Source organism: Pseudomonas sp. 8(2025) (assembly GCF_052665325.1).
Window position 1 is genome coordinate 22,097 of the sequence record NZ_JBQOIE010000019.1, and the last position, 18,514, is coordinate 40,610.

An 18,514-nucleotide genomic window follows, 5' to 3' on the forward strand; every position below is an offset into this window, starting at 1 on the left:
TGGGTTGAGCGCTCAAAGGCCACAGAGCCGACGCAGTGCAGCGGTGTCCAGGTGATGCTCCACCAGGTCCGCCAGACGCTCGATATCGCGTTCACGCAAGGCGTGGTAATCCACCTCCTGCACCGCTTCGAGCCCGGCCCAGCGCAACAGCGCACTGCAGGCCGCAGGGGTTTCGAACAGACCGTGCAGGTAGGTGCCGAGGATCTGCCCGTCGGCGCTGCAGGCGCCATCGCTGCGACCGTCGTCCAGTTGCACGGCGGCCAGCTCCAGGGCCGGCCCGCGAGTGACCCCGGCGTGAATTTCATAACCACTGACCGCGGCATTCTCCAGGCTCAGGCGACCGCTGACGTTACGCAGCTGCTTCTCTTCTTCAAGCACGGTTTCAAATGCCAGCAGGCCCAGGCCGGGGCTGGAGCCCGCAGCGCCTTCGAGCCCGAGCGGGTCATGCACCTGCTCGCCAAGCATTTGCAGGCCACCGCAGATGCCCAGCACTTTGCCGCCGTAGCGCAGGTGGCGGGCAACTGCCCGATCCCAGCCGTTGCTGCGCAGGTAGGCCAGATCGCCCCGTACGCTTTTCGAGCCGGGGAGGATGATCAGATCGGCAGCAGGAATCGCCTGGCCGGGGCCGATGAATTGCAAGTCGACCTGAGGATGCAGGCGCAACGGATCGAAATCCGTGTGATTGCTGATGCGCGGCAGCACCGGCACCACCACCTTGAGCAACTGTTCGACCTTGCCCACCTGGCGTTGGTCGATACCGTCCTCGGCTTCCAGGTGCAGGTCCAGGACATAGGGCAGCACGCCGATCACCGGCTTGCCGGTGCGGGCCTCCAGCCAGTCCAGGCCCGGTTGCAACAACGCCAGGTCGCCACGAAAGCGGTTGATGATGAAGCCCTTTACCCGGGCCTGCTCACTGGGAGACAGCAGTTCCAGGGTGCCCACCAAATGGGCGAAGACCCCACCGCGGTTGATGTCGGCGATCAGCAGCACCGGGCAGTCCACCGCCTCGGCAAAGCCCATGTTGGCAATATCGCCGGCCCGCAGGTTGATCTCCGCCGGCGAGCCGGCGCCTTCCACCATCACCACCTGATAAGCGCTTTTCAGGCGCTCATGGGAAGCCAGTACGGCCTGCATGGCGATGGCCTTGTAGTCGTGATAGGCCACGGCGTTCATGCTGGTCACGGCGCGGCCGTGAATGATTACCTGAGAGCCGGTATCGCTGTTGGGCTTGAGCAGCACCGGGTTCATGTCGGTGTGGGGCGCCAGATTGGCCGCCTGGGCCTGGACGGCCTGGGCCCTGCCGATCTCGCCGCCATCGGCAGTCACCGCACTGTTGAGGGCCATGTTCTGGGGCTTGAACGGCACCACGCTGAGACCCTGGCGCCGCAGCCAACGGCACAGGGCCGTCACCAGGGTGCTCTTGCCGGCATCCGAGGTGGTGCCTTGAACCATCAGAGTGCTCATGGATATTCCTTGCGATAGGCCTGCAGCGCCTGTTCCAGGCGATCCCAATCGGCCTCCTCGGCGGGCAGGCCGAAGCGCAGGCTGCTGTTATGAGTGAACAGGCGCAGGAGAATGCCGCGGCGCGCCATGAAGTGATAAAGCGATTCGGCCTCGGCACTGATCAGCCACTGAAACAGCGCGCAACCGCCCTGGGGCTTGAGACCATGGCGCTCGAGGACTTCAACCAAACGCTCGCTCGCCGCTTCGCTGCGCAACCTTTGCCGGGCGTGCCCCTGGGTATCGCGCAGGCAGGCCTGCCCCACCACCCGGGTCGGCCCGCTGACTGCCCAGGGTCCGACCTGCTCCGCCAGCAGTTTGAGCAGCCGGCGCTCGGCCAGGACAAAACCCAGGCGTACTCCGGCCAGGCCAAAGAACTTGCCGAACGAACGCAACACAATCAGCCCCACCTGATGGGCGTGGCGAGCCAGGCTCAGGTGCGGGGTGTTGTCCATGAAGGCTTCGTCCACCACCAGCCAGCCGCCGCGCTGAGCCAGGCGCGCGTGCCAGTCCAGCAGGCGCTCCGGGGTCAGGCTCAGGCCGGTAGGGTTGTTCGGGTTGACCACCACCAGCACATCGAGGCTGTCGAGGAAGAAATCCACTTCCTGCTCCAGCACTTCGCGTACCCGGTAGCCGCTGCGGCGCCAGGCTTCGGCGTGCTCGGCATAACAGGGCGACAGCACACCGACCTTGCCCGCTCGACGCAAGCGCGGCAGCAACTGGATTACTGCCTGGGAGCCGGCCACCGGCAGCACTTCACTGGCGCCGTAGTATTCGCGGGCCGCCTGTTCCAGTCCGTCATCGGTTTCCGGCAGGCGCGCCCAGGCACGCAGCGCAATGGGCGGCAGGGGAAACGGCCAGGGCGCCAACCCGCTGGACAAGTCCAGCCAGGCATCTTCGGCAATCCCGTATTGCTCGGCCGCCTTGCGCAGTCGTCCGCCGTGCTCAAGCATAGAATTCAGCCCCCAGGCAAAGAATCAGCAGCCACAGCCAGACACCCCGCTGCACCAGCTGCCAGCCACGATCAATGGAACCGGCACTGGCCGGCTCGCCTTCACCCAGTTGCGGGCGCTGATGCAGCTCACCGTGATAAATCGCTGCGCCACCCAGCTCCACTCCCAGGGCGCCCGCCCCGGCCGCCATCACCGGGCCAGCATTCGGGCTGTCCCAGGTCGGGCCCTGGCGGTGCCAGCACTTGAGTGCCAGCCGGGTCTTGCCCAGCAAGGCGTAAGTCAGGGCCACCAGGCGCGCGGGAATGTAATTGAGCAGGTCGTCAATCTTCGCCGCAGCCCAGCCAAAACGTTCGAAGCGCTCGTTGCGGTAGCCCCACATCGCATCCAGGGTATTGCTCAGACGGTAGAGCACCACCCCGGGCGCGCCGGCCACGGCAAACCAGAACAGCGCAGCGAACACCGCATCGCTGCCGTTTTCCAGCACCGATTCGGTGGCCGCGCGGGCCACTTCGGTGGCGTCCAGCTCGCTAGTCTGGCGACTCACCAGAAACCCCACCCGGCGGCGTGCTTCTTCCAGATCGTCACTGCGCAACGCCTGGGCCACCGGCTCCACATGCTCGCCGAGGCTGCGCAGGCCCAAGGCGCAGTACAACGCCAGGATTTCCACCAGCCAGCCGACGTAGGGCAACCAGGACAGCGCTGTGGCCACCAGGGTCAGGGGCACCACCGCCAGCACCCAGGCGGTGACGCCATGGCTGCGCCAGCCACGGCCGGCGGAGTTGAAACGTTGCTCGATACGATCGGCCACACGGCCGAACGCCACCAGCGGATGCCAGCGCCTGGGTTCGCCCAGCAGCGCATCCAGCGCGACCCCGGCGACACTCAGCAAGGCCACACTCATTGACTCACTCCCCAGTAATTCTCATACAACAACTCACTCAGCGGCCGCGGTTGCGCCCAGCCTTCCAGTGCCAGCATCGGCGCCGGGTAGAATTCGGAGACCGGGCCCAGGCACAGCACGGCCACGGGCTTGGCACCTGCCGGCAGCCCCAGCAGATCGGCCAGGGCCTGAGGATCGAACAAAGACACCCACCCCATTCCCAGGCCTTCGCTGCGGGCCGCCAGCCACAGGTTCTGGATGGCGCAGGACAGGGACGCCAGGTCCATCTCCGGCAGGGTCCGACGGCCGAAGATGTGTCGTTCGCGGTCATCCATCAAGGCGGCCACCAGCACCTCGGCACAATCGCTGATGCCTTCGACCTTGAGCTTCATGAACTCGTCGGAACGCTCACCCAGGGCTTGGGCGGTGCGCACCCGCTCCGCCTCCACCAACTGCTGGATGTGCTTGCGCAACAGGCGGTCGCTGATGCGAATAAAACGCCAGGGCTGCATCAGCCCGACACTGGGCGCCTGATGCGCTGCTTCCAGCAAGCGCCGCAGCACTGCCGGCTCGACACTGCCACCCGCGAAATGACGCATGTCGCGGCGCTCGGCGATGGCCCGGTAGACCCCCTCGCGCTGCGCCTCAGAGAACCCCTGCTCACTCACCCGCCACGCCCTCGGCTAAAACCGGCTGAACAGGCGCGCCCGGCGCAAACAACGCCGCCACCGCCGCCGGATTGGACGGGAAATAGAAGTGCACATAAGAGGCCGTCATCCGCCCCTGGCGATACACCGCTTCCGCGCCGCGCCCGCCGTTGGGGCTGAGCCCACGGGCGATGGGCAGCAGCTCGGTGCTGGTCAGGGAATGGTGATAGGTGTGGCCGCGCAGACTGCCTTCGGGCAAATCCACCGCTTGCAAGGCCAGTGCCGCCAGGCGCTTCTGCATTACCGCATCTCCGGGCAGCAGGCCCAGGAGCTCGGCACGCTGGCCTTCGACATCGGTCAGGGAGTCCAGCAGGTAGAGCATGCCGCCGCACTCGGCGAGCAGCGGCTTGCCGGCCGCGTGATGGGCACGAATGGCCTGCAGCATGCTGCTGTTGCGGGCCAGGGCCTGATGGTGCAATTCGGGATAGCCGCCGGGCAGGTACAGGCTGTCCGCGTCGGGCAGCTGGGTATCGTGGATCGGCGAGAAGAAGCTCAACTGCGCCCCCATGGCTCGCAACAGATCGAGGCTGGCGCCATAGGTGAAGGCAAACGCCTCGTCCCGCGCCACGGCAATCCGCACGCCCTTGAGCAGTGGCGTGCAAGCCACCGGCGTGGGTGCAGCAAAACTCACCGCTGGCGGCAGTTCCACCTGGCAACTGCTGGCCAGGGCCTCGGCGGCGGCATCCAGGCGCAGGTCCAGATCATTCAGCTCGCTGGCCTGCACCAGCCCCAGATGGCGGCTGGGCAGCTCGATATCGGTTTCCCGGGACAAGGCGCCATACCAGCGCAAGCCTTCCGTCAGGCTGCCTTCCAGCAACTGCGCATGGCGCAGGGTACCAACCCGGTTGGCCAGCACCCCGGCAAACGGCAGGTCCGGCTGGTAGCGCGCCAGGCCCAGAGCCAGGGCGCCGAAGGTCTGGGCCATGGCGGTGCCATCGATCACCCCCAGCACCGGCACGCCGAAATGCCGCGCCAGATCGGCGCTGGAAGGGGTGCCATCGAACAGGCCCATGACCCCTTCGATCAGAATCAGGTCGGCCTCTCCCGCCGCCTCCCAGAGCAGACGGCGGCTTTCCTGCTCGCCCACCATCCACATGTCCAACTGGTACACCGCGGCACCACTGGCGCGCTCAAGAATCATCGGGTCGAGGAAATCCGGGCCGCACTTGAAGACCCGGACCTTGCGCCCCCGGTTGCGGTGCAAGCGGGCCAGGGCCGCGGTCACCGTGGTCTTGCCCTGGCCGGAAGCCGGTGCGGCGATCAACACTGCCGGGCAATGACGAACATCAGTCATGAATTCACGCTCACAGCTCGACACCTTTCTGCGCCTTGATCCCGGCCTGGAAGGCGTGCTTGACCATGCCCATCTCGGTCACGGTATCGGCCAGCTCGATCATCTCCGGCTTGGCGCCGCGACCGGTCACTACCACATGCTGCATGGGCGGACGTGCCTGCAGGTCACTGAGCACCTGATCCAGGTCCAGGTAGCCGTGCTTGAGGGCAATGTTCAGCTCGTCGAGCACCACCAGGCCAATATCCGGGTTGCTCAGCAACTCCCTGGAAACCGCCCAGGCGGCTTCAGCCGCAGCGATATCGCGCTGGCGATCCTGGGTTTCCCAGGTAAAGCCTTCGCCCATCACGTGAAAGCGCACCTGCTCGGGGAAACGCCGGAAGAACAGTTCTTCGCCGGTGCTGTTACGCCCCTTGATGAACTGCACCACGCCACACTGCATGCCGTGGCCCATGGACCGCGCCAGCATGCCGAAGGCCGAGCTGCTCTTGCCCTTGCCGTTGCCGGTCAATACCAGCAGCAGGCCGCATTCGTTGGGCGAGTTGGCAATGCGTTCATCGATCACGGCTTTTTTGCGCAACATGCGCGCCAGATGGCGCTCGTCACGATCGGGGGATTCACTCATGGGGCAGCTCTCCGTTGGGGCTGGGGAACGGGGGGCAGGGAAAAGGAACAGACGGCGCTAGCCTGGCATCGCCCACCGTGATGCCGTTGGATGGATCAGGCCGGTCTCCGGGCTCATGAGCGGCATGGCTGCCGGACTGCGCGCCTTCCCGTGTCATTGACACAGTGGCGTCAGGCGCAGTCTTGACTCATCTACCGTTGCGGGGGCAGCGCCGGAATCGTCGTCGGCTCCATCACTGGAACAGACCCTGACCGGCTTCCCTGTTTCACTCTGTCGGCCACCGGCCACAGAGCACCTGAAACAAGTCGCGAAGGTTAGAGGGTTGGGGGTGGAGCGTCAATTAAAGCCGGCCGTCGCCCCCGGCACAAAACTGCACTGCATCAATAAACTGACGCCAATCTTGTGCCACACTCAGAGCAATGATATCAAATAGCCACTTTTCAGCGCCCCAGGCGCCAACCACACAACAATAAGGGGTGAGTTCGATGCAAGGCATGATCATCAGCAATCCGAAGCTGGAATTCCTGCGCCCGATGCTGGAACGCTGGTTCGATTGCATCGATCGCTACAACGCGGTTCGCGGCGATAACGAAACGCCCTACTGGTTCGACGAGCAGGCCAATCTCGGGCTGCTCAGCGCGGCGGCCTGGATGGCCGAGATGGTCAGCCTGGAACACAGCCCCAGCAGGAAACAGCAGGAAGAAGGTGCGCGCAACGCCCGCACCGACCTGTACCTGGCCACCAAGGAAGAGCGCGCCTACATCCACGCCACCCAGCGCTGGCCAAGGGTCAACAGCCTGAACCTGACCCAGGCACTGCTGGACGTTGCCCAGGATGCAAGAAAGATCAGCTACGCCAGCGACCTGAGACTGGGTTGCCTGTTCGTTGCCCCACAAAAATCCCAGCACAGCGCTACCCCGGAAGAGCTCCAGGACATGCTCGACGAACTGCAGAAAGAGCACTGTTGCGCCGTGGCCTGGTACTTCCCCTACGCCTATCGCAAGCTGCACAACGAGGCCGGCCACTACCACCCGGGCGTCGCCGTGCTCTTCAAGGAGGCCCGCTGATCGGGCGGAACCATCGACTGGCTATGCTTCTCTATGACTACGACGTCCGTGCACTCATAGGGAAATTCGCATGCTCAAGCTTCAGCACAGCCTACTGATCGCCATCGCCGCCGGCCTCGCCGCCTGCGGCGAAACTTCCAGCCTGCAGGTGTCCGACGGCACCGGCCCCAACCCCAAGCTGCCGGAACCCAACCCGACGTTGATCCCCACGGTCAACATCGCCCCCGCCATCGGCTGGCCGCAAGGTGCAAAACCCCAGGCCGCGGCCGGCACCCAGGTCAAGGCTTTCGCCGAGAACCTCGACCATCCACGCTGGCTCTACGTCCTGCCCAATGGCGATGTGCTGGTGGCGGAAACCAACGCCCCGCCCAAACCGGATGACAGCCAGGGCATTCGCGGCTGGATCGCCGGCAAGATCATGGGCCGTGCCGGGGCGGCCGTGCCCAGCGCCAACCGCATCACCCTGCTAAGGGACCAGGATCACGATGGTGTGGCGGAGACCCGCACAGTGTTTCTGGAGAACCTCAATTCGCCCTTTGGCATGACCCTGGTGGGCAATGACCTGTATGTGGCCGATACCGACAAGCTACTGCGCTTTCCCTACCAGAGCGGCGACACCCAGATCAGCGCAGCCGCCACCAAGGTGGTCGACCTGCCCGGCGGCACCCTCAACCATCACTGGACCAAGAACGTCATCGCCAGCAAGGACGGCAGCAAGCTCTACGTCACCGTGGGCTCCAACAGTAACGTCGGCGAAAACGGCCTGGACAAGGAGCAAGGCCGAGCGGCGATCTGGGAGGTGGACCGTGAAAGCGGCCAGCACCGCCTGTTCGCCACCGGCCTGCGCAACCCCAATGGCCTGGCCTGGGAGCCGGCCAGCGGCGCACTCTGGACCGCAGTCAACGAGCGGGACGAAATCGGCAGCGACCTGGTGCCGGACTACATCACCTCGGTCAAGGATGGCGCGTTCTATGGCTGGCCCTTCAGCTACTACGGGCAACATGTGGATGTACGGGTCAAGCCGCAGAACCTCGACCTGGTGGCCAAGGCCATCGCCCCGGACTACGCGGTAGGCCCGCACACCGCGTCGCTGGGGCTGACCTTCGCCGACGGCAGCAAGCTCCCCGCCCCCTTCACCGAAGGCGCCTTCATCGGCCAGCACGGTTCCTGGAATCGCAAGCCTCATAGCGGCTACAAGGTGGTTTTCGTGCCATTCAGCGCCGGCAAGCCCAATGGAGCGCCGATCGATGTGCTTAGCGGCTTTCTCAATGCCGACGAGAAAGCCATGGGACGCCCGGTCGGAGTGGTGATCGACCAGCAAGGCGGGTTATTGGTGGCCGACGATGTGGGCAACAAGATCTGGCGAGTCTCCGCCGCCAAAGCCCCCTAGGCTCAACGCTTGCGGCACAGCGTCAGACCATCTCCCAGCGGCAGCAGCGACAGATCGATACGCGAGTCATCCTTCAAGGCGCGATTGAGCGCCTGGATGGCTCGGGTATCCTCGCTCAGGGAATCGGTCTCCAGCACGCGCCCGCTCCACAGGGTGTTGTCGAACACCAGCAGCCCGCCAACGCGCAGCAGGCCTAGCGCGGCCTCCAGGTAGGCCGGGTAGTTGGCCTTGTCGGCATCGATGAAGATCAGGTCGAAACAGCCAAGCTGCCCCGCTCGCTCCAGGCTGGCCAGGGTATCCAGGGCCGGGGCCAGGCGCAGTTCGATGCGCTGGCCCACCCCCGCCTCCTGCCAGTAGCGCAGGGCCGTAGCGTTGTAGTCGCCGGGAATGTCGCAGCAGATCAGAGAACCGTCTTCAGGCAGCGCCTGGGCCATGCACAGGGCGCTGTAGCCGGTGAAGGTGCCGACCTCCAGCACGCGACGGGCGCCGGTCAACTTCACCAGCAACGCGAGGAACTGGCCCTGCTCGGGCGCCACCTGCCAACGGGCGGTGGGCATTGCCTGGGTTTCATCCCGCAGACGACGCAGCAGGGGCGTTTCACGCAGGGAAACGTCCAGCAGGTAATGGTAGAGGGCATCGTCGAGGTTCAGCGTCCGAGCGGTCACAGGCACCTCGACCAGAGAAGATTAGGGATTGCGCGCCAGGTGTTCTGGCTGCAGGACGCGCTTGGCGCTCAGGTAGGCCTTCTGCCAATAGGCCTTGGACAGGCTGTCGAGCTTCACCGTGCCGCCGGTAGCCGGCGCATGCACGAAGCGCCCTTCCCCCACGTAGATGCCCGCATGGCTGACCTGGGAGCCGCCATTGGTGGCGAAGAAGATCAGGTCGCCGGTCTGCAGCGCGTTCTTGCCCACATCCGGCGCCTGCATGCCGATCATTTCCCGGGTTGAACGCGGCAAGGAAATACCCGCCGCATCGCGGTAGACGTAACCGATCAGGCCACTGCAGTCGAAACCGGAATCCGGGGTGTTGCCGCCCCAGCGATAAGGCGTGCCCACCAGCCCAAGGGCGCGGAACAGCACGTCTTCGGCAACCGGAGAGAAGGTTTGGGAGGAGTTGAACACCGGAGCACGCACCACAGGCGCAGGCGGCGGGGTACGGCTGGCACAGGCGCTGAGCAGCGCTGCGAGGGCAATAAGAGCAAAACGGGCTGAGGTCGACATAAGCTGGACAATCCTGATCGGGATGCGGCTTTCTCTGCCGTGGCACTGAAAACAAAACCGCGTAAGCAAGGCATACGCGGTTAGTTTCAACAATAGATCAGGATTCTAGCGCCTACACGCCAAACTTCAAGTAAGACTTTAACTTCGCCCTACAAATAGTCCGCTTATTTGCGTGCAGTGACCACGGTTGGAGCCATGGCGAGTGCGCGCTTGGCTTCGATGAAGGTCTTGCTCCAGTAGCTATCGCCCAGGCTGTCGACCCGCACACCGCCACTGCGACGGCTGCTGGAGTGGATGAACTGGTCATCGCCCAGGTAGATACCTGCGTGGCTGACGCGCCCACGACCGTTGGTGCTGAAGAACAGCAGATCACCCGGCTTGAGATTGTTGCGCGCTACCAGTGGCGCTTTCACGTTGATCATTTCGCGAGTGGAACGCGGCAGGTTCATGCCCGCCTCTTCACGAAACAGATAACCGATGAAACCGCTGCAATCGAAGCCGGCTTCCGAGGTACCGCCGAAACGGTAACGGGTACCGATCAGGGACATGCCGCGCTCGAGGATGCTGTCAGCCAGAACTGGCAACTGGTAAGGCTTGCTGTCAGAGAACTCTGCCAGTTCCTTTTCAGTTGCCAGCTCTTCCTGATAAACAGCGGAAGACTGGTTTTTGACGGAGACTTGAGCCTGCTGGACAGGTTGCTGCTGGGACACCGGAGTGTGGGAGGCGCAACCAAACAACAGGGTGACGAGTGCGAGAGGCACGAGGGGTGCGAAGCGATTTAGCATGGGCACGACCGTGGCTTGAAATAATAGAAGACGCGACTATGCCTTCTATCGCCCTCATTTGCAAATTCAATCGATCAGAATGTGACTTATGAGTTTCTTCCGTACATCTAAGGCTTTAAGCCCATTTTAAGTCCACCCGCCTCTGGAAACCCTTCCAAAGGTGCATTTTCTGGCGCCTGGAATATGCCGAAGGTTGCTCCAGAAAGCCCTGGAAGCCTTGTCTTTACCAGCCCAGGGTCTCTTTCAGAAAAGGGATGGTCAGCTTGCGCTGGGCCTGCAACGAAGCCTGGTCGAGGCGCTCGAGAAGCTCGAACAGGGCACTCATGCTGCGGGTACCGCGGGTCAGGATGAAATGCCCGACCTCGTCGGTCAGATGCAGCCCCCGGCGGGATGCCCTTAGCTGCAAGGCACGCAATTTGTCTTCGTCGGAGAGCGGGCGCATCTGAAAGATCAGTGCCAGGGTCAGGCGAGACTTCAAATCCGCCAGTTTCACCGGCAACTCGCGAGGCGAGGTCGAGGCCGCGATCAACAGGCGCCGACCACTGTCGCGCAAGCGGTTGAACAGATGAAACAGCGCTTCTTCCCAATCCGCCTTGCCAGCCACTGCCTGCAGGTCATCCAGGCAGACCAGCTCGTACTGTTCCAGGTTGTCGAGAATCTCGATACCGCGATCCAGAAGCTCCGCCAGCGGCAGATACACCGCCGGCTCCCCCAACTGCTCGAAACGCAGGCACGCGGCCTGCAGCAAGTGCGTGCGGCCCACGCCATCCTTGCCCCAGAGGTAGATCAGGCTTTCGGTCCAACCGGCGTCGGCTTCGCAGAGGCGCTCGACGTAGCCGAGTGCTGCGGCATTGGCGCCTGGGTAGTAGTTGATGAAGGTGGCGTCATCACGCAGACGCACACCTAGGGGCAGCTGAATCGGTTTCATGCTGACTGAACAGTTCCAAAGGAACCGTTAGTGGCCTCTGTGTAAAGTTTGCAAAGTTTATACCCGTGACGCCGAGCGCACAATGCAGCAGACCACAAGCAAAATCAAAGGTTTGCGACAGCCAAACGCAATCGGAGGGCGTTCCTTGACAGCTACCGTGACGGCCGGCCAAGCGCCGCCAACCGTCACGAAGGCCCGCGCGCCCCTTTACAACTCGGGGTCTTCAGCACCGCTGTAGAGATCCGAATCCTTGTACAGATCATGCACATGGCGCACCAGCACCATGATCACAGCTGCCACCGGCAGCGCCAGCAGCACCCCGGTAAAACCGAACAGTTCGCCGCCGGCAAGAATGGCAAAGATCACCGCCACCGGGTGCAAGCCGATGCGATCGCCCACCAGCAACGGCGTCAGCACCATGCCCTCAAGGGCTTGCCCCACCATGAATACCGCGACAATGCCGATCATCGGATACAGGTCGCCACCGAACTGGAACAGCCCGGCAATCAGCGCCGCGCCAATGCCGATGACAAAGCCCATATACGGCACGATTGCCGCCAGACCGGCAATCAGACCGATCAACAGCCCCAGCTCCAGCCCCACCAGCATCAGGCCCGCGGCGTAGATCACCCCGAGAGCCAGCATCACCAGCAATTGCCCGCGAACAAAGGCCCCCAGCACTTCATGGCACTCACCGGCCAGAGACACCACCTGCTCTTCGCGGCTGCGTGGCAACAGGCTGCGGATCTTGGCCATCATCAAGTCCCAGTCCCGCAGCAGATAGAAGCTGACCACCGGGATCAGCACCAGATTGGCCAGCCAGCCAATCAGCGCCAGGCCCGAAGCCGTTGCCTGGCTCAGCACCACGCCGACGATATCGGTGGTCTGGCCCATGTGCTCGCTGATGGCCGCCTTGACCTTGTCGAACTTCCAGAAGCCGTCCGCCAGACCGAGCTTGGACTGCACCCAGGGCATGGCGCTGTGCTGGACCCAATCGAGCATCTGCGGCGCCAGTTCATAGAGCCGCACCAACTGCTTGGCCAGCATGGGCACCAGCACCAGCAGCAGGGTCATGACGATCAGGGTGAACAAGGCGAATACCGCCACCACGCCCCAGGTCCGCGACAACCCCCATTGCTCCAGCCGGTCCACCAGCGGATCGAACAGGTAGGCCAGCAACAGCGCCACCAGGAACGGACTGAGGATCGGGTGCAGCAGGTAGACGAACCCGCAGGCCAGGAGCACGACACCCAACCAGACCCAACGACGCGTATCAGCCATATACCTCTCCAGCTTCTATATAGAAGGAAACAACCTGCTACCAACGAAAACGCAGTTGGGCCTGCGGCGCCGGCGGCGCCACAGGGGCGGCCCCTTCAGCGCCTTGTACAGGAGCTTGCGGCGCAGGCGCTTCGCCCGCCGGAATCTCTTGCAGCTTGGCCAGCGACAGTTGCGCCCGCAGCTGCTCCGCACTGCCGTTGACGCGATAGACGATCCGATCACCGTCAACGCTCTGCAACTGCGCACCAAAAGGCTCCAGCAAGTGCCCAAGGGCCGCGTAATGCTCCAGAGTCATGCCCTGCACTTCCAGCAACTGCTCGCTGGAAGCACCAGGACGAGTGACGAAACGGGGCGCCAGACGCTGGCTCACCGCCAGCAACACCCCATCGGCCAGGGCCGCGGTATCAGCGCCCTGGACAGTGCCCTGCTCCTTCTGATCGCCCAGCCACAGCCGCCACTTGGCTTGCCATTGGCCACCTTCTTCCCGGGCATGTACCGCCAGCAACGCATCAGCACCGTAACGCTCGGAGGCTTCACGCAGCGGCGCCGGATCGGAACCTTCAAGATTCGGCGCCGTGGCGACGATCTGCTCGTTCAGATCCCCCAGCGGCAGGCGCAGGGGCAAGCCACGATGTTGAGCCGCACGCCGCAAGGGCGCCGCGCTGGCCTGGCCATCACCCACCAGGCTCGAGCCTTCGGTGGAATCACTCAACCACCAGCCGATGATCGACGGCCGGTTGTTGCCCCAGAGCGATAGCCCGGCCTGACGCAGGGCGCGATCGGTGGTGACCGGATCGAAATCCACCTGCAGGCTTTCCGGCGGGCCGGCGTCGTAGCCGTACTGACTGATGATCTGCTGCGGGTCCTTGCGGATCGCCGCCAGCCCTGGCCCCTGGGCGGCCTTGGCGTCGCCAGTGAGGCGCAGCACCAGGGTTTCCAGGGCCCGTTGCGTGGCCTGGTCGCGCTCTTCGGGCGACTGGCTGCTCACAGGCTCACGCACTTGATACAGGCCATTGAGGGTTTCGGCATGACTCGCCAGGCTGACCAATGACAAACAGCCCACAAACAGAAATTTACCCAGACGCATGGAAGATTCCCGACGACAGAAAACGATTGAAACAGCGCACTTGAACCGCGGCGAACAAGGCTGTGACCACAAGCCTGGGCAAAACATTCACCCGGCGCCCGATAGTTTTCGCGCTGTCATAACGATAGCCACTTGAGCGCTATACCTTATACAGGCATGGGCAGGAGCACCAACACGACCAATCGCGGTTTTTTTAACAGGATATGCCTCTCCCCGTCGGCCCGAGGATGGCCGCTGCCCCTCAAGCCTGATAAAATCGCGCGCCTTCGCAGACCGGCATCAGCTGGGCACCCTGAAACGCTTTTCCTGTGTTTCCGGCAGTCTCACTGGTTCGGTCGATACCCCTGAATCCCCCCTAAAGGCCTGGATCATGAGCAAGCAACCCTCCCTGAGCTACAAAGACGCCGGTGTAGACATCGACGCCGGTGAAGCATTGGTCGAACGCATCAAGAGCGTCGCCAAGCGCACTGCGCGCCCGGAAGTCATGGGCGGCCTGGGCGGTTTCGGCGCCCTCTGCGAAATCCCGGCCGGCTACAAGCAACCGGTGCTGGTCTCCGGCACTGACGGCGTCGGCACCAAGCTGCGCCTGGCCCTGAACCTGAACAAGCACGACAGCATCGGCATCGACCTGGTGGCCATGTGCGTCAACGACCTGGTGGTCTGCGGCGCCGAACCGCTGTTCTTCCTCGACTACTACGCCACCGGCAAGCTCAACGTCGATACCGCAGCCCAAGTGGTAACCGGCATCGGCGCTGGCTGCGAGCTGTCCGGCTGCTCCCTGGTGGGCGGTGAAACCGCTGAAATGCCCGGCATGTACGAAGGCGAAGACTACGACCTGGCCGGCTTCTGCGTAGGCGTGGTGGAAAAGGCCGAGATCATCGACGGCTCGAAAGTTGCCGCCGGCGATGCCCTGCTGGCCCTGCCCTCCTCCGGCCCGCACTCCAACGGCTACTCGCTGATCCGCAAGATCATCGAAGTCTCCGGCGCCGACATCGAAAGCATCCATCTGGACGGCAAACCACTGACCGACCTGCTGATGGCGCCGACCCGCATCTACGTCAAGCCACTGCTGAAGCTGATCAAGGACACCGGCGCGGTCAAGGCCATGGCCCACATCACCGGTGGCGGCCTGCTGGACAACATCCCGCGCGTGCTGCCAAAAGGCGCCCAGGCCGTAGTCGACGTGGCGAGCTGGCAGCGCCCGGCGGTCTTCGACTGGCTGCAGGAAAAAGGCAACGTCGACGAGCACGAAATGCATCGCGTGCTGAACTGCGGCGTGGGCATGGTCATCTGCGTGGCCCAGGATCAGGTCGAGAACGCCCTGAAGGTCCTGCGCGAGGCGGGCGAGCAGCCATGGGTCATCGGCCAGATCGCCACCGCAGCCGAAGGCGCGGCCCAGGTCGAGCTGAAGAACCTCAAGGCTCACTGATGCAAGAGCGGATGTCGCCGACCTGTGATGTTGTGGTGCTGTTGTCCGGCACCGGCAGTAACCTGCAAGCCTTGATCGACAGCGTGCACACCGGCGACAGCCCGGTGCGCATCGCCGCCGTGATCTCCAACCGCGCTGACGCCTATGGCCTGCAGCGCGCCAAGGACGCGGGTATCGCTACCCGCTTCCTCGATCACACCGCCTTCGAAGGCCGGGAGGCCTTCGATCAGGGGCTGATCGAGCTGATCGATACCTTCCAACCCAAACTGGTGGTCCTGGCCGGATTCATGCGTATTCTCAGCGCCGGATTCGTCCGCCACTACCAGGGCCGGCTGCTGAATATCCACCCCTCGCTGCTCCCGAAATACAAAGGGTTACACACTCATCAGCGGGCGCTGGAGGCCGGAGATACGGAGCATGGCTGCAGCGTGCACTTCGTCACCGAGGAACTCGATGGCGGCCCTCTGGTCGTACAGGCTGTGATCCCGGTAGAGTTGCACGACTCGCCGCAGAGCCTGGCGCAGCGAGTGCACGTCCAGGAACACCGGATTTACCCCATGGCCGTACGCTGGTTTGCCGAAGGTCGGCTGACGCTCGGCGATCAGGGTGCTTTACTGGATGGTCAATTACTGGCCGCCAGCGGCTATTTGATTCGAACCTAGGAGATTTTATGCGTCGCGCCCTGCTCTTCGCTTGCGCTCTGTTCGCCCTGCCGGCTGTGCAGGCGGCAGACCTTCATCCGTTCTCCGCCAGCTACACCGCCGACTGGAAGCAACTGCCCATGAGCGGCACTGCTGAACGCAGCCTGGAAAAAACCGCCAATGGTGCGTGGAAACTCAGCTTCAAGGCATCGATGATGATCGCCAGCCTGAGCGAGGAAAGCACCCTGACCCTGGACAAGGACACCCTGGTGCCCCAGTCCTATCGCTTCGAGCGTGGTGGCCTGGGCAAAGCCAAGAAAGCCGACCTGGATTTCGACTGGAAAGCCAAGATGGTCACCGGCACCGACCGTGGTGATGCGGTCAAGCTGCCGCTGAACACCGGCATGGTGGATAAATCCACCTACCAGCTGGCCCTGCAGCACGATGTGGCAGCCGGCAAGAAGACCATGAGCTATCAAGTGGTCGACGGCGGTGAAGTCGACACCTATGACTTCCGTGTCCTGGGCTCGGAGAAGGTTGACACCAAAGCTGGCCAGATCGATGCGATCAAGGTCGAGCGCGTTCGCGACCCGACACAGAGCAAACGCATCACCGTGATGTGGTTCGCCAAGGACTGGGATTACCTGCTGGTGCGCCTGCAACAGGTGGAAACCGACGGCAAGGAGTACAACATCATGCTCCTCAACGGCACCGTTGACGGCAAGACGGTCAAAGGCAGCTGAGCCGCAGCAGTCACGAAGCCTCGCGAAAGCGGGGCTTTTTTTTGCCCGGGATTTGGTTCCTCGCCCGCACAGCAAGCCCCGGCACAAGCCCTCGAAGATGAAACTTTTGTCATGAAGCGGTACACCCTGCGGCGAAATGTCACGGTTTACGTGGGCTGCAGGATTTTCTTCGATTCTGCAAAGGTTTGTTGCAGCGCCAGGCAATTTACTTAGCAAGCTAACAAAATATATAACAGAGTCCTGCACACGCCTTGCTGCAGATCAACAGAGATTGGAGCTAGCAGATGACTGTAAAAGTAACTGAACGCGACGATTCACATATGTCCCATGAAGGCGTAGCCGCGGGTGTACGGATCTGGGATGTACATCAACAAGACATGCTGGTGGGCATGTTCCACTCCGAGAGCGACGCCCACAGCTACAAGGCTGAATTGGAAAAACTCGAGCAGAACCGCGCGCCCCAGAGCTCCTGACTCGACCTCAGTGCCGGAGTGCCGGGATCTCCACGCGGATCAACGGCCTCCCCCACAAACGACAAACCCCGCCATGAGCGGGGTTTGTCGTTATTCAAGGCTTACCACATCAGATCGTCGGGGATCTGGTAGGCCGCGTACGGATCATCTTCATCCGGCGCCTCGGTGGGCGTATTGAGCTGCACGATACGGCGCGGGTCGCGCTCCTGGATCTTCAGCGCGGCTTCCCGCGGAATCACCTCGTAGCCGCCGCCATGATGGACGATGGCCAGGGAGCCGCTGCTCAGCTTGTTGCGCATGAGGGTATTCACCGACAGGCGCTTGACCTTCTTGTCGTCGACGAAGTTGTAGTAGTCCTCGGTGTTCAGCTTGGGCAGCCGCGACACTTCGATCAGTTGCTTGACCTGCGCCGCGCGGGCTTTCTGCTCGGCCTTTTCCTGTTGCTGACGGTTGAGCTCCTGGTCGCGCTTGACCTTCTCGGCCATGGCTTCCTGGGCCGCACGCTGCTGGGAGTCATCGAGTTCGATCTGGCCTTTGTGGGCCAGACGCTGCTGCTTCTGCTTGTCTTTGCTGACCTGCTTGGCCTGCTTTTGGTTGACCAGCCCTGCTTTGAGCAACTGGTCGCGAAGGGAAAGGCTCATGGTGCTTACTCACTTAGGCAACGGCCTCAGCCGCAGCTGGGCAAATTCTTTTCCTGACGTTTGGCTTCGCCCCACAGGGCATCCAACTCTTCGAGGGTGCAATCTTCCATGGGACGGGCAGTGTCGCGCAATGCCTGCTCGATAAATCGGAAGCGTCGGTCGAACTTGGCGTTGGCACCGCGCAGGGCGGTTTCCGGGTCGACCTTGAGGTGCCGGGCCAGGTTGACCACAACAAACAGCAAGTCGCCGATTTCATCGGTGATCGCCGCCGCATCGTTGTCGGCCATGGCTTCCAGCACTTCATCCAGCTCTTCACGAACCTTGTCCACCACCGGCAGGGCTTCGGGCCAGTCGAAACCGACCTGGGCCGCACGCTTTTGCAACTTGGCGGCGCGGGACAAGGCCGGCAAGGCCACCGGCACATCATCGAGCAAGGACAACTGCTGGGGAGCCTCGGACTTCTCCGCGCGCTCCTCGGCCTTGATCTGCTCCCAACGCTCCTTGACCTGGTCTTCATCGAGCCGCGGGATGTCCAGCGGCGCGTACAGGTCCCCGGTGGGAAATACATGGGGATGCCGGCGGATCAGCTTGCGCGTGATGCCGTCCACCACCGCGTCGAACTCGAAACGCCCCTCCTCCCGGGCCAGCTGGCTGTAGTACACCACCTGGAACAGCAGGTCCCCCAGCTCGCCCTGCAAGTGGTCGAAGTCGCCGCGCTCGATGGCGTCGGCCACTTCATAGGCCTCTTCCAGGGTATGGGGGACGATGCTGGCGTAGTTCTGCTTGATGTCCCACGGGCAGCCGTACTGCGGGTCGCGCAGGCGCGCCATGAGGTGGAGCAGGTCTTCAAGGCTGTACATCAGTTCATCCATT

20 protein-coding genes and 1 riboswitch are annotated in these 18,514 nt (G+C 63.1%); of the genes, 6 read left to right on the top strand and 14 right to left on the bottom strand.

Annotated elements, in window-relative coordinates; genetic code table 11:
* Window positions 1-12 precede the first annotated feature (12 nt).
* The 6 genes from ACUXVH_RS27450 to cobO are packed head-to-tail and all read right to left on the bottom strand — an operon-like array spanning window position 13 to window position 5,956.
* Window positions 13-1,464 (bottom strand): cobyric acid synthase, encoded by a 1,452-nt coding sequence (locus ACUXVH_RS27450; protein ID WP_065365425.1) that lies wholly within the window; start codon window positions 1,462-1,464, stop codon window positions 13-15.
* Complete coding sequence (gene cobD, locus ACUXVH_RS27455) at window positions 1,461-2,453, bottom strand: threonine-phosphate decarboxylase CobD (RefSeq protein WP_065365424.1); 993 nt, start codon at window positions 2,451-2,453, stop codon at window positions 1,461-1,463. Before cobD ends, ACUXVH_RS27450 begins: the two co-directional genes overlap by 4 nt.
* Entirely contained in the window at window positions 2,446-3,354 is a 909-nt protein-coding gene (gene cbiB / locus ACUXVH_RS27460) for an adenosylcobinamide-phosphate synthase CbiB (RefSeq protein WP_015636637.1), read from the bottom strand. Before cbiB ends, cobD begins: the two co-directional genes overlap by 8 nt.
* On the bottom strand, window positions 3,351-4,001 hold the full coding sequence (bluB, locus tag ACUXVH_RS27465; protein WP_053159772.1) for a 5,6-dimethylbenzimidazole synthase: 651 nt from the start codon (window positions 3,999-4,001) through the stop codon (window positions 3,351-3,353). Before bluB ends, cbiB begins: the two co-directional genes overlap by 4 nt.
* The gene (locus ACUXVH_RS27470; RefSeq protein WP_065365423.1) at window positions 3,994-5,334 is read right to left on the bottom strand and encodes a cobyrinate a,c-diamide synthase; all 1,341 of its coding nucleotides are present in this window, start codon (window positions 5,332-5,334) and stop codon (window positions 3,994-3,996) included. Before ACUXVH_RS27470 ends, bluB begins: the two co-directional genes overlap by 8 nt.
* Window positions 5,335-5,344: 10 nt before the next feature.
* Complete coding sequence (gene cobO / locus ACUXVH_RS27475) at window positions 5,345-5,956, bottom strand: cob(I)yrinic acid a,c-diamide adenosyltransferase (protein ID WP_015636640.1); 612 nt, start codon at window positions 5,954-5,956, stop codon at window positions 5,345-5,347.
* Window positions 5,957-6,037: 81 nt separating this feature from the next.
* Window positions 6,038-6,270: riboswitch (cobalamin riboswitch) on the bottom strand.
* A gap of 171 nt (window positions 6,271-6,441) precedes the next feature.
* On the opposite strand from cobO, the gene ACUXVH_RS27480 reads away from it, so the two are divergent.
* Window positions 6,442-7,023, top strand: a complete 582-nt coding sequence (locus ACUXVH_RS27480; RefSeq protein WP_047288455.1) for a hypothetical protein — start codon at window positions 6,442-6,444, stop codon at window positions 7,021-7,023.
* Window positions 7,024-7,093: 70 nt separating this feature from the next.
* Window positions 7,094-8,413, top strand: a complete 1,320-nt coding sequence (locus tag ACUXVH_RS27485) for a PQQ-dependent sugar dehydrogenase (RefSeq protein ID WP_065365422.1) — start codon at window positions 7,094-7,096, stop codon at window positions 8,411-8,413.
* Window positions 8,414-8,415: 2 nt separating this feature from the next.
* Here ACUXVH_RS27485 and ACUXVH_RS27490 read toward each other — a convergent pair whose 3' ends face one another.
* The 6 genes from ACUXVH_RS27490 to ACUXVH_RS27515 all read right to left on the bottom strand — a co-directional run bounded on the left by ACUXVH_RS27490 (window position 8,416) and on the right by ACUXVH_RS27515 (window position 13,714).
* Window positions 8,416-9,078 (bottom strand): class I SAM-dependent methyltransferase, encoded by a 663-nt coding sequence (locus ACUXVH_RS27490; RefSeq protein ID WP_065365421.1) that lies wholly within the window; start codon window positions 9,076-9,078, stop codon window positions 8,416-8,418.
* Window positions 9,079-9,099: 21 nt separating this feature from the next.
* A complete protein-coding gene (locus tag ACUXVH_RS27495; RefSeq protein ID WP_011062699.1) occupies window positions 9,100-9,633 on the bottom strand; it encodes a C40 family peptidase in 534 nt (177 codons plus the stop codon).
* Window positions 9,634-9,797: 164 nt separating this feature from the next.
* Complete coding sequence (locus ACUXVH_RS27500) at window positions 9,798-10,418, bottom strand: C40 family peptidase (RefSeq protein ID WP_015636644.1); 621 nt, start codon at window positions 10,416-10,418, stop codon at window positions 9,798-9,800.
* 223 nt (window positions 10,419-10,641) lie between these two features.
* On the bottom strand, window positions 10,642-11,346 hold the full coding sequence (gene hda / locus ACUXVH_RS27505; protein WP_007898944.1) for a DnaA regulatory inactivator Hda: 705 nt from the start codon (window positions 11,344-11,346) through the stop codon (window positions 10,642-10,644).
* A gap of 207 nt (window positions 11,347-11,553) precedes the next feature.
* On the bottom strand, window positions 11,554-12,627 hold the full coding sequence (locus tag ACUXVH_RS27510) for an AI-2E family transporter (protein WP_011062701.1): 1,074 nt from the start codon (window positions 12,625-12,627) through the stop codon (window positions 11,554-11,556).
* A 37-nt stretch (window positions 12,628-12,664) separates the two neighbouring features.
* Window positions 12,665-13,714 carry a DUF2066 domain-containing protein gene (locus ACUXVH_RS27515; RefSeq protein WP_065365420.1) on the bottom strand — a complete coding sequence of 350 codons (1,050 nt, stop codon included), beginning with the start codon at window positions 13,712-13,714 and terminating at the stop codon, window positions 12,665-12,667.
* A 370-nt stretch (window positions 13,715-14,084) separates the two neighbouring features.
* On the opposite strand from ACUXVH_RS27515, the gene purM reads away from it, so the two are divergent.
* From purM to ACUXVH_RS27535, 4 genes are all read left to right on the top strand, one after another.
* Window positions 14,085-15,143, top strand: a complete 1,059-nt coding sequence (gene purM, locus ACUXVH_RS27520; RefSeq protein ID WP_065365419.1) for a phosphoribosylformylglycinamidine cyclo-ligase — start codon at window positions 14,085-14,087, stop codon at window positions 15,141-15,143.
* Window positions 15,144-15,154: 11 nt separating this feature from the next.
* Entirely contained in the window at window positions 15,155-15,805 is a 651-nt protein-coding gene (purN, locus tag ACUXVH_RS27525) for a phosphoribosylglycinamide formyltransferase (protein WP_011062704.1), read from the top strand.
* Between the two features lie 8 nt (window positions 15,806-15,813).
* Window positions 15,814-16,527 (top strand): DUF3108 domain-containing protein, encoded by a 714-nt coding sequence (locus ACUXVH_RS27530; RefSeq protein ID WP_011062705.1) that lies wholly within the window; start codon window positions 15,814-15,816, stop codon window positions 16,525-16,527.
* A 284-nt stretch (window positions 16,528-16,811) separates the two neighbouring features.
* Window positions 16,812-17,000, top strand: coding sequence for a hypothetical protein (locus ACUXVH_RS27535; protein ID WP_011062706.1), 189 nt, complete (start codon window positions 16,812-16,814; stop codon window positions 16,998-17,000).
* Window positions 17,001-17,101: 101 nt separating this feature from the next.
* On the opposite strand, the gene ACUXVH_RS27540 is transcribed toward ACUXVH_RS27535, so the two are convergent.
* Window positions 17,102-17,641, bottom strand: coding sequence for a DUF2058 domain-containing protein (locus tag ACUXVH_RS27540; protein WP_011062707.1), 540 nt, complete (start codon window positions 17,639-17,641; stop codon window positions 17,102-17,104).
* Between the two features lie 26 nt (window positions 17,642-17,667).
* On the bottom strand, window positions 17,668-18,501 hold the full coding sequence (mazG, locus tag ACUXVH_RS27545; protein WP_011062708.1) for a nucleoside triphosphate pyrophosphohydrolase: 834 nt from the start codon (window positions 18,499-18,501) through the stop codon (window positions 17,668-17,670).
* Window positions 18,502-18,514: the final 13 nt, after the last annotated feature.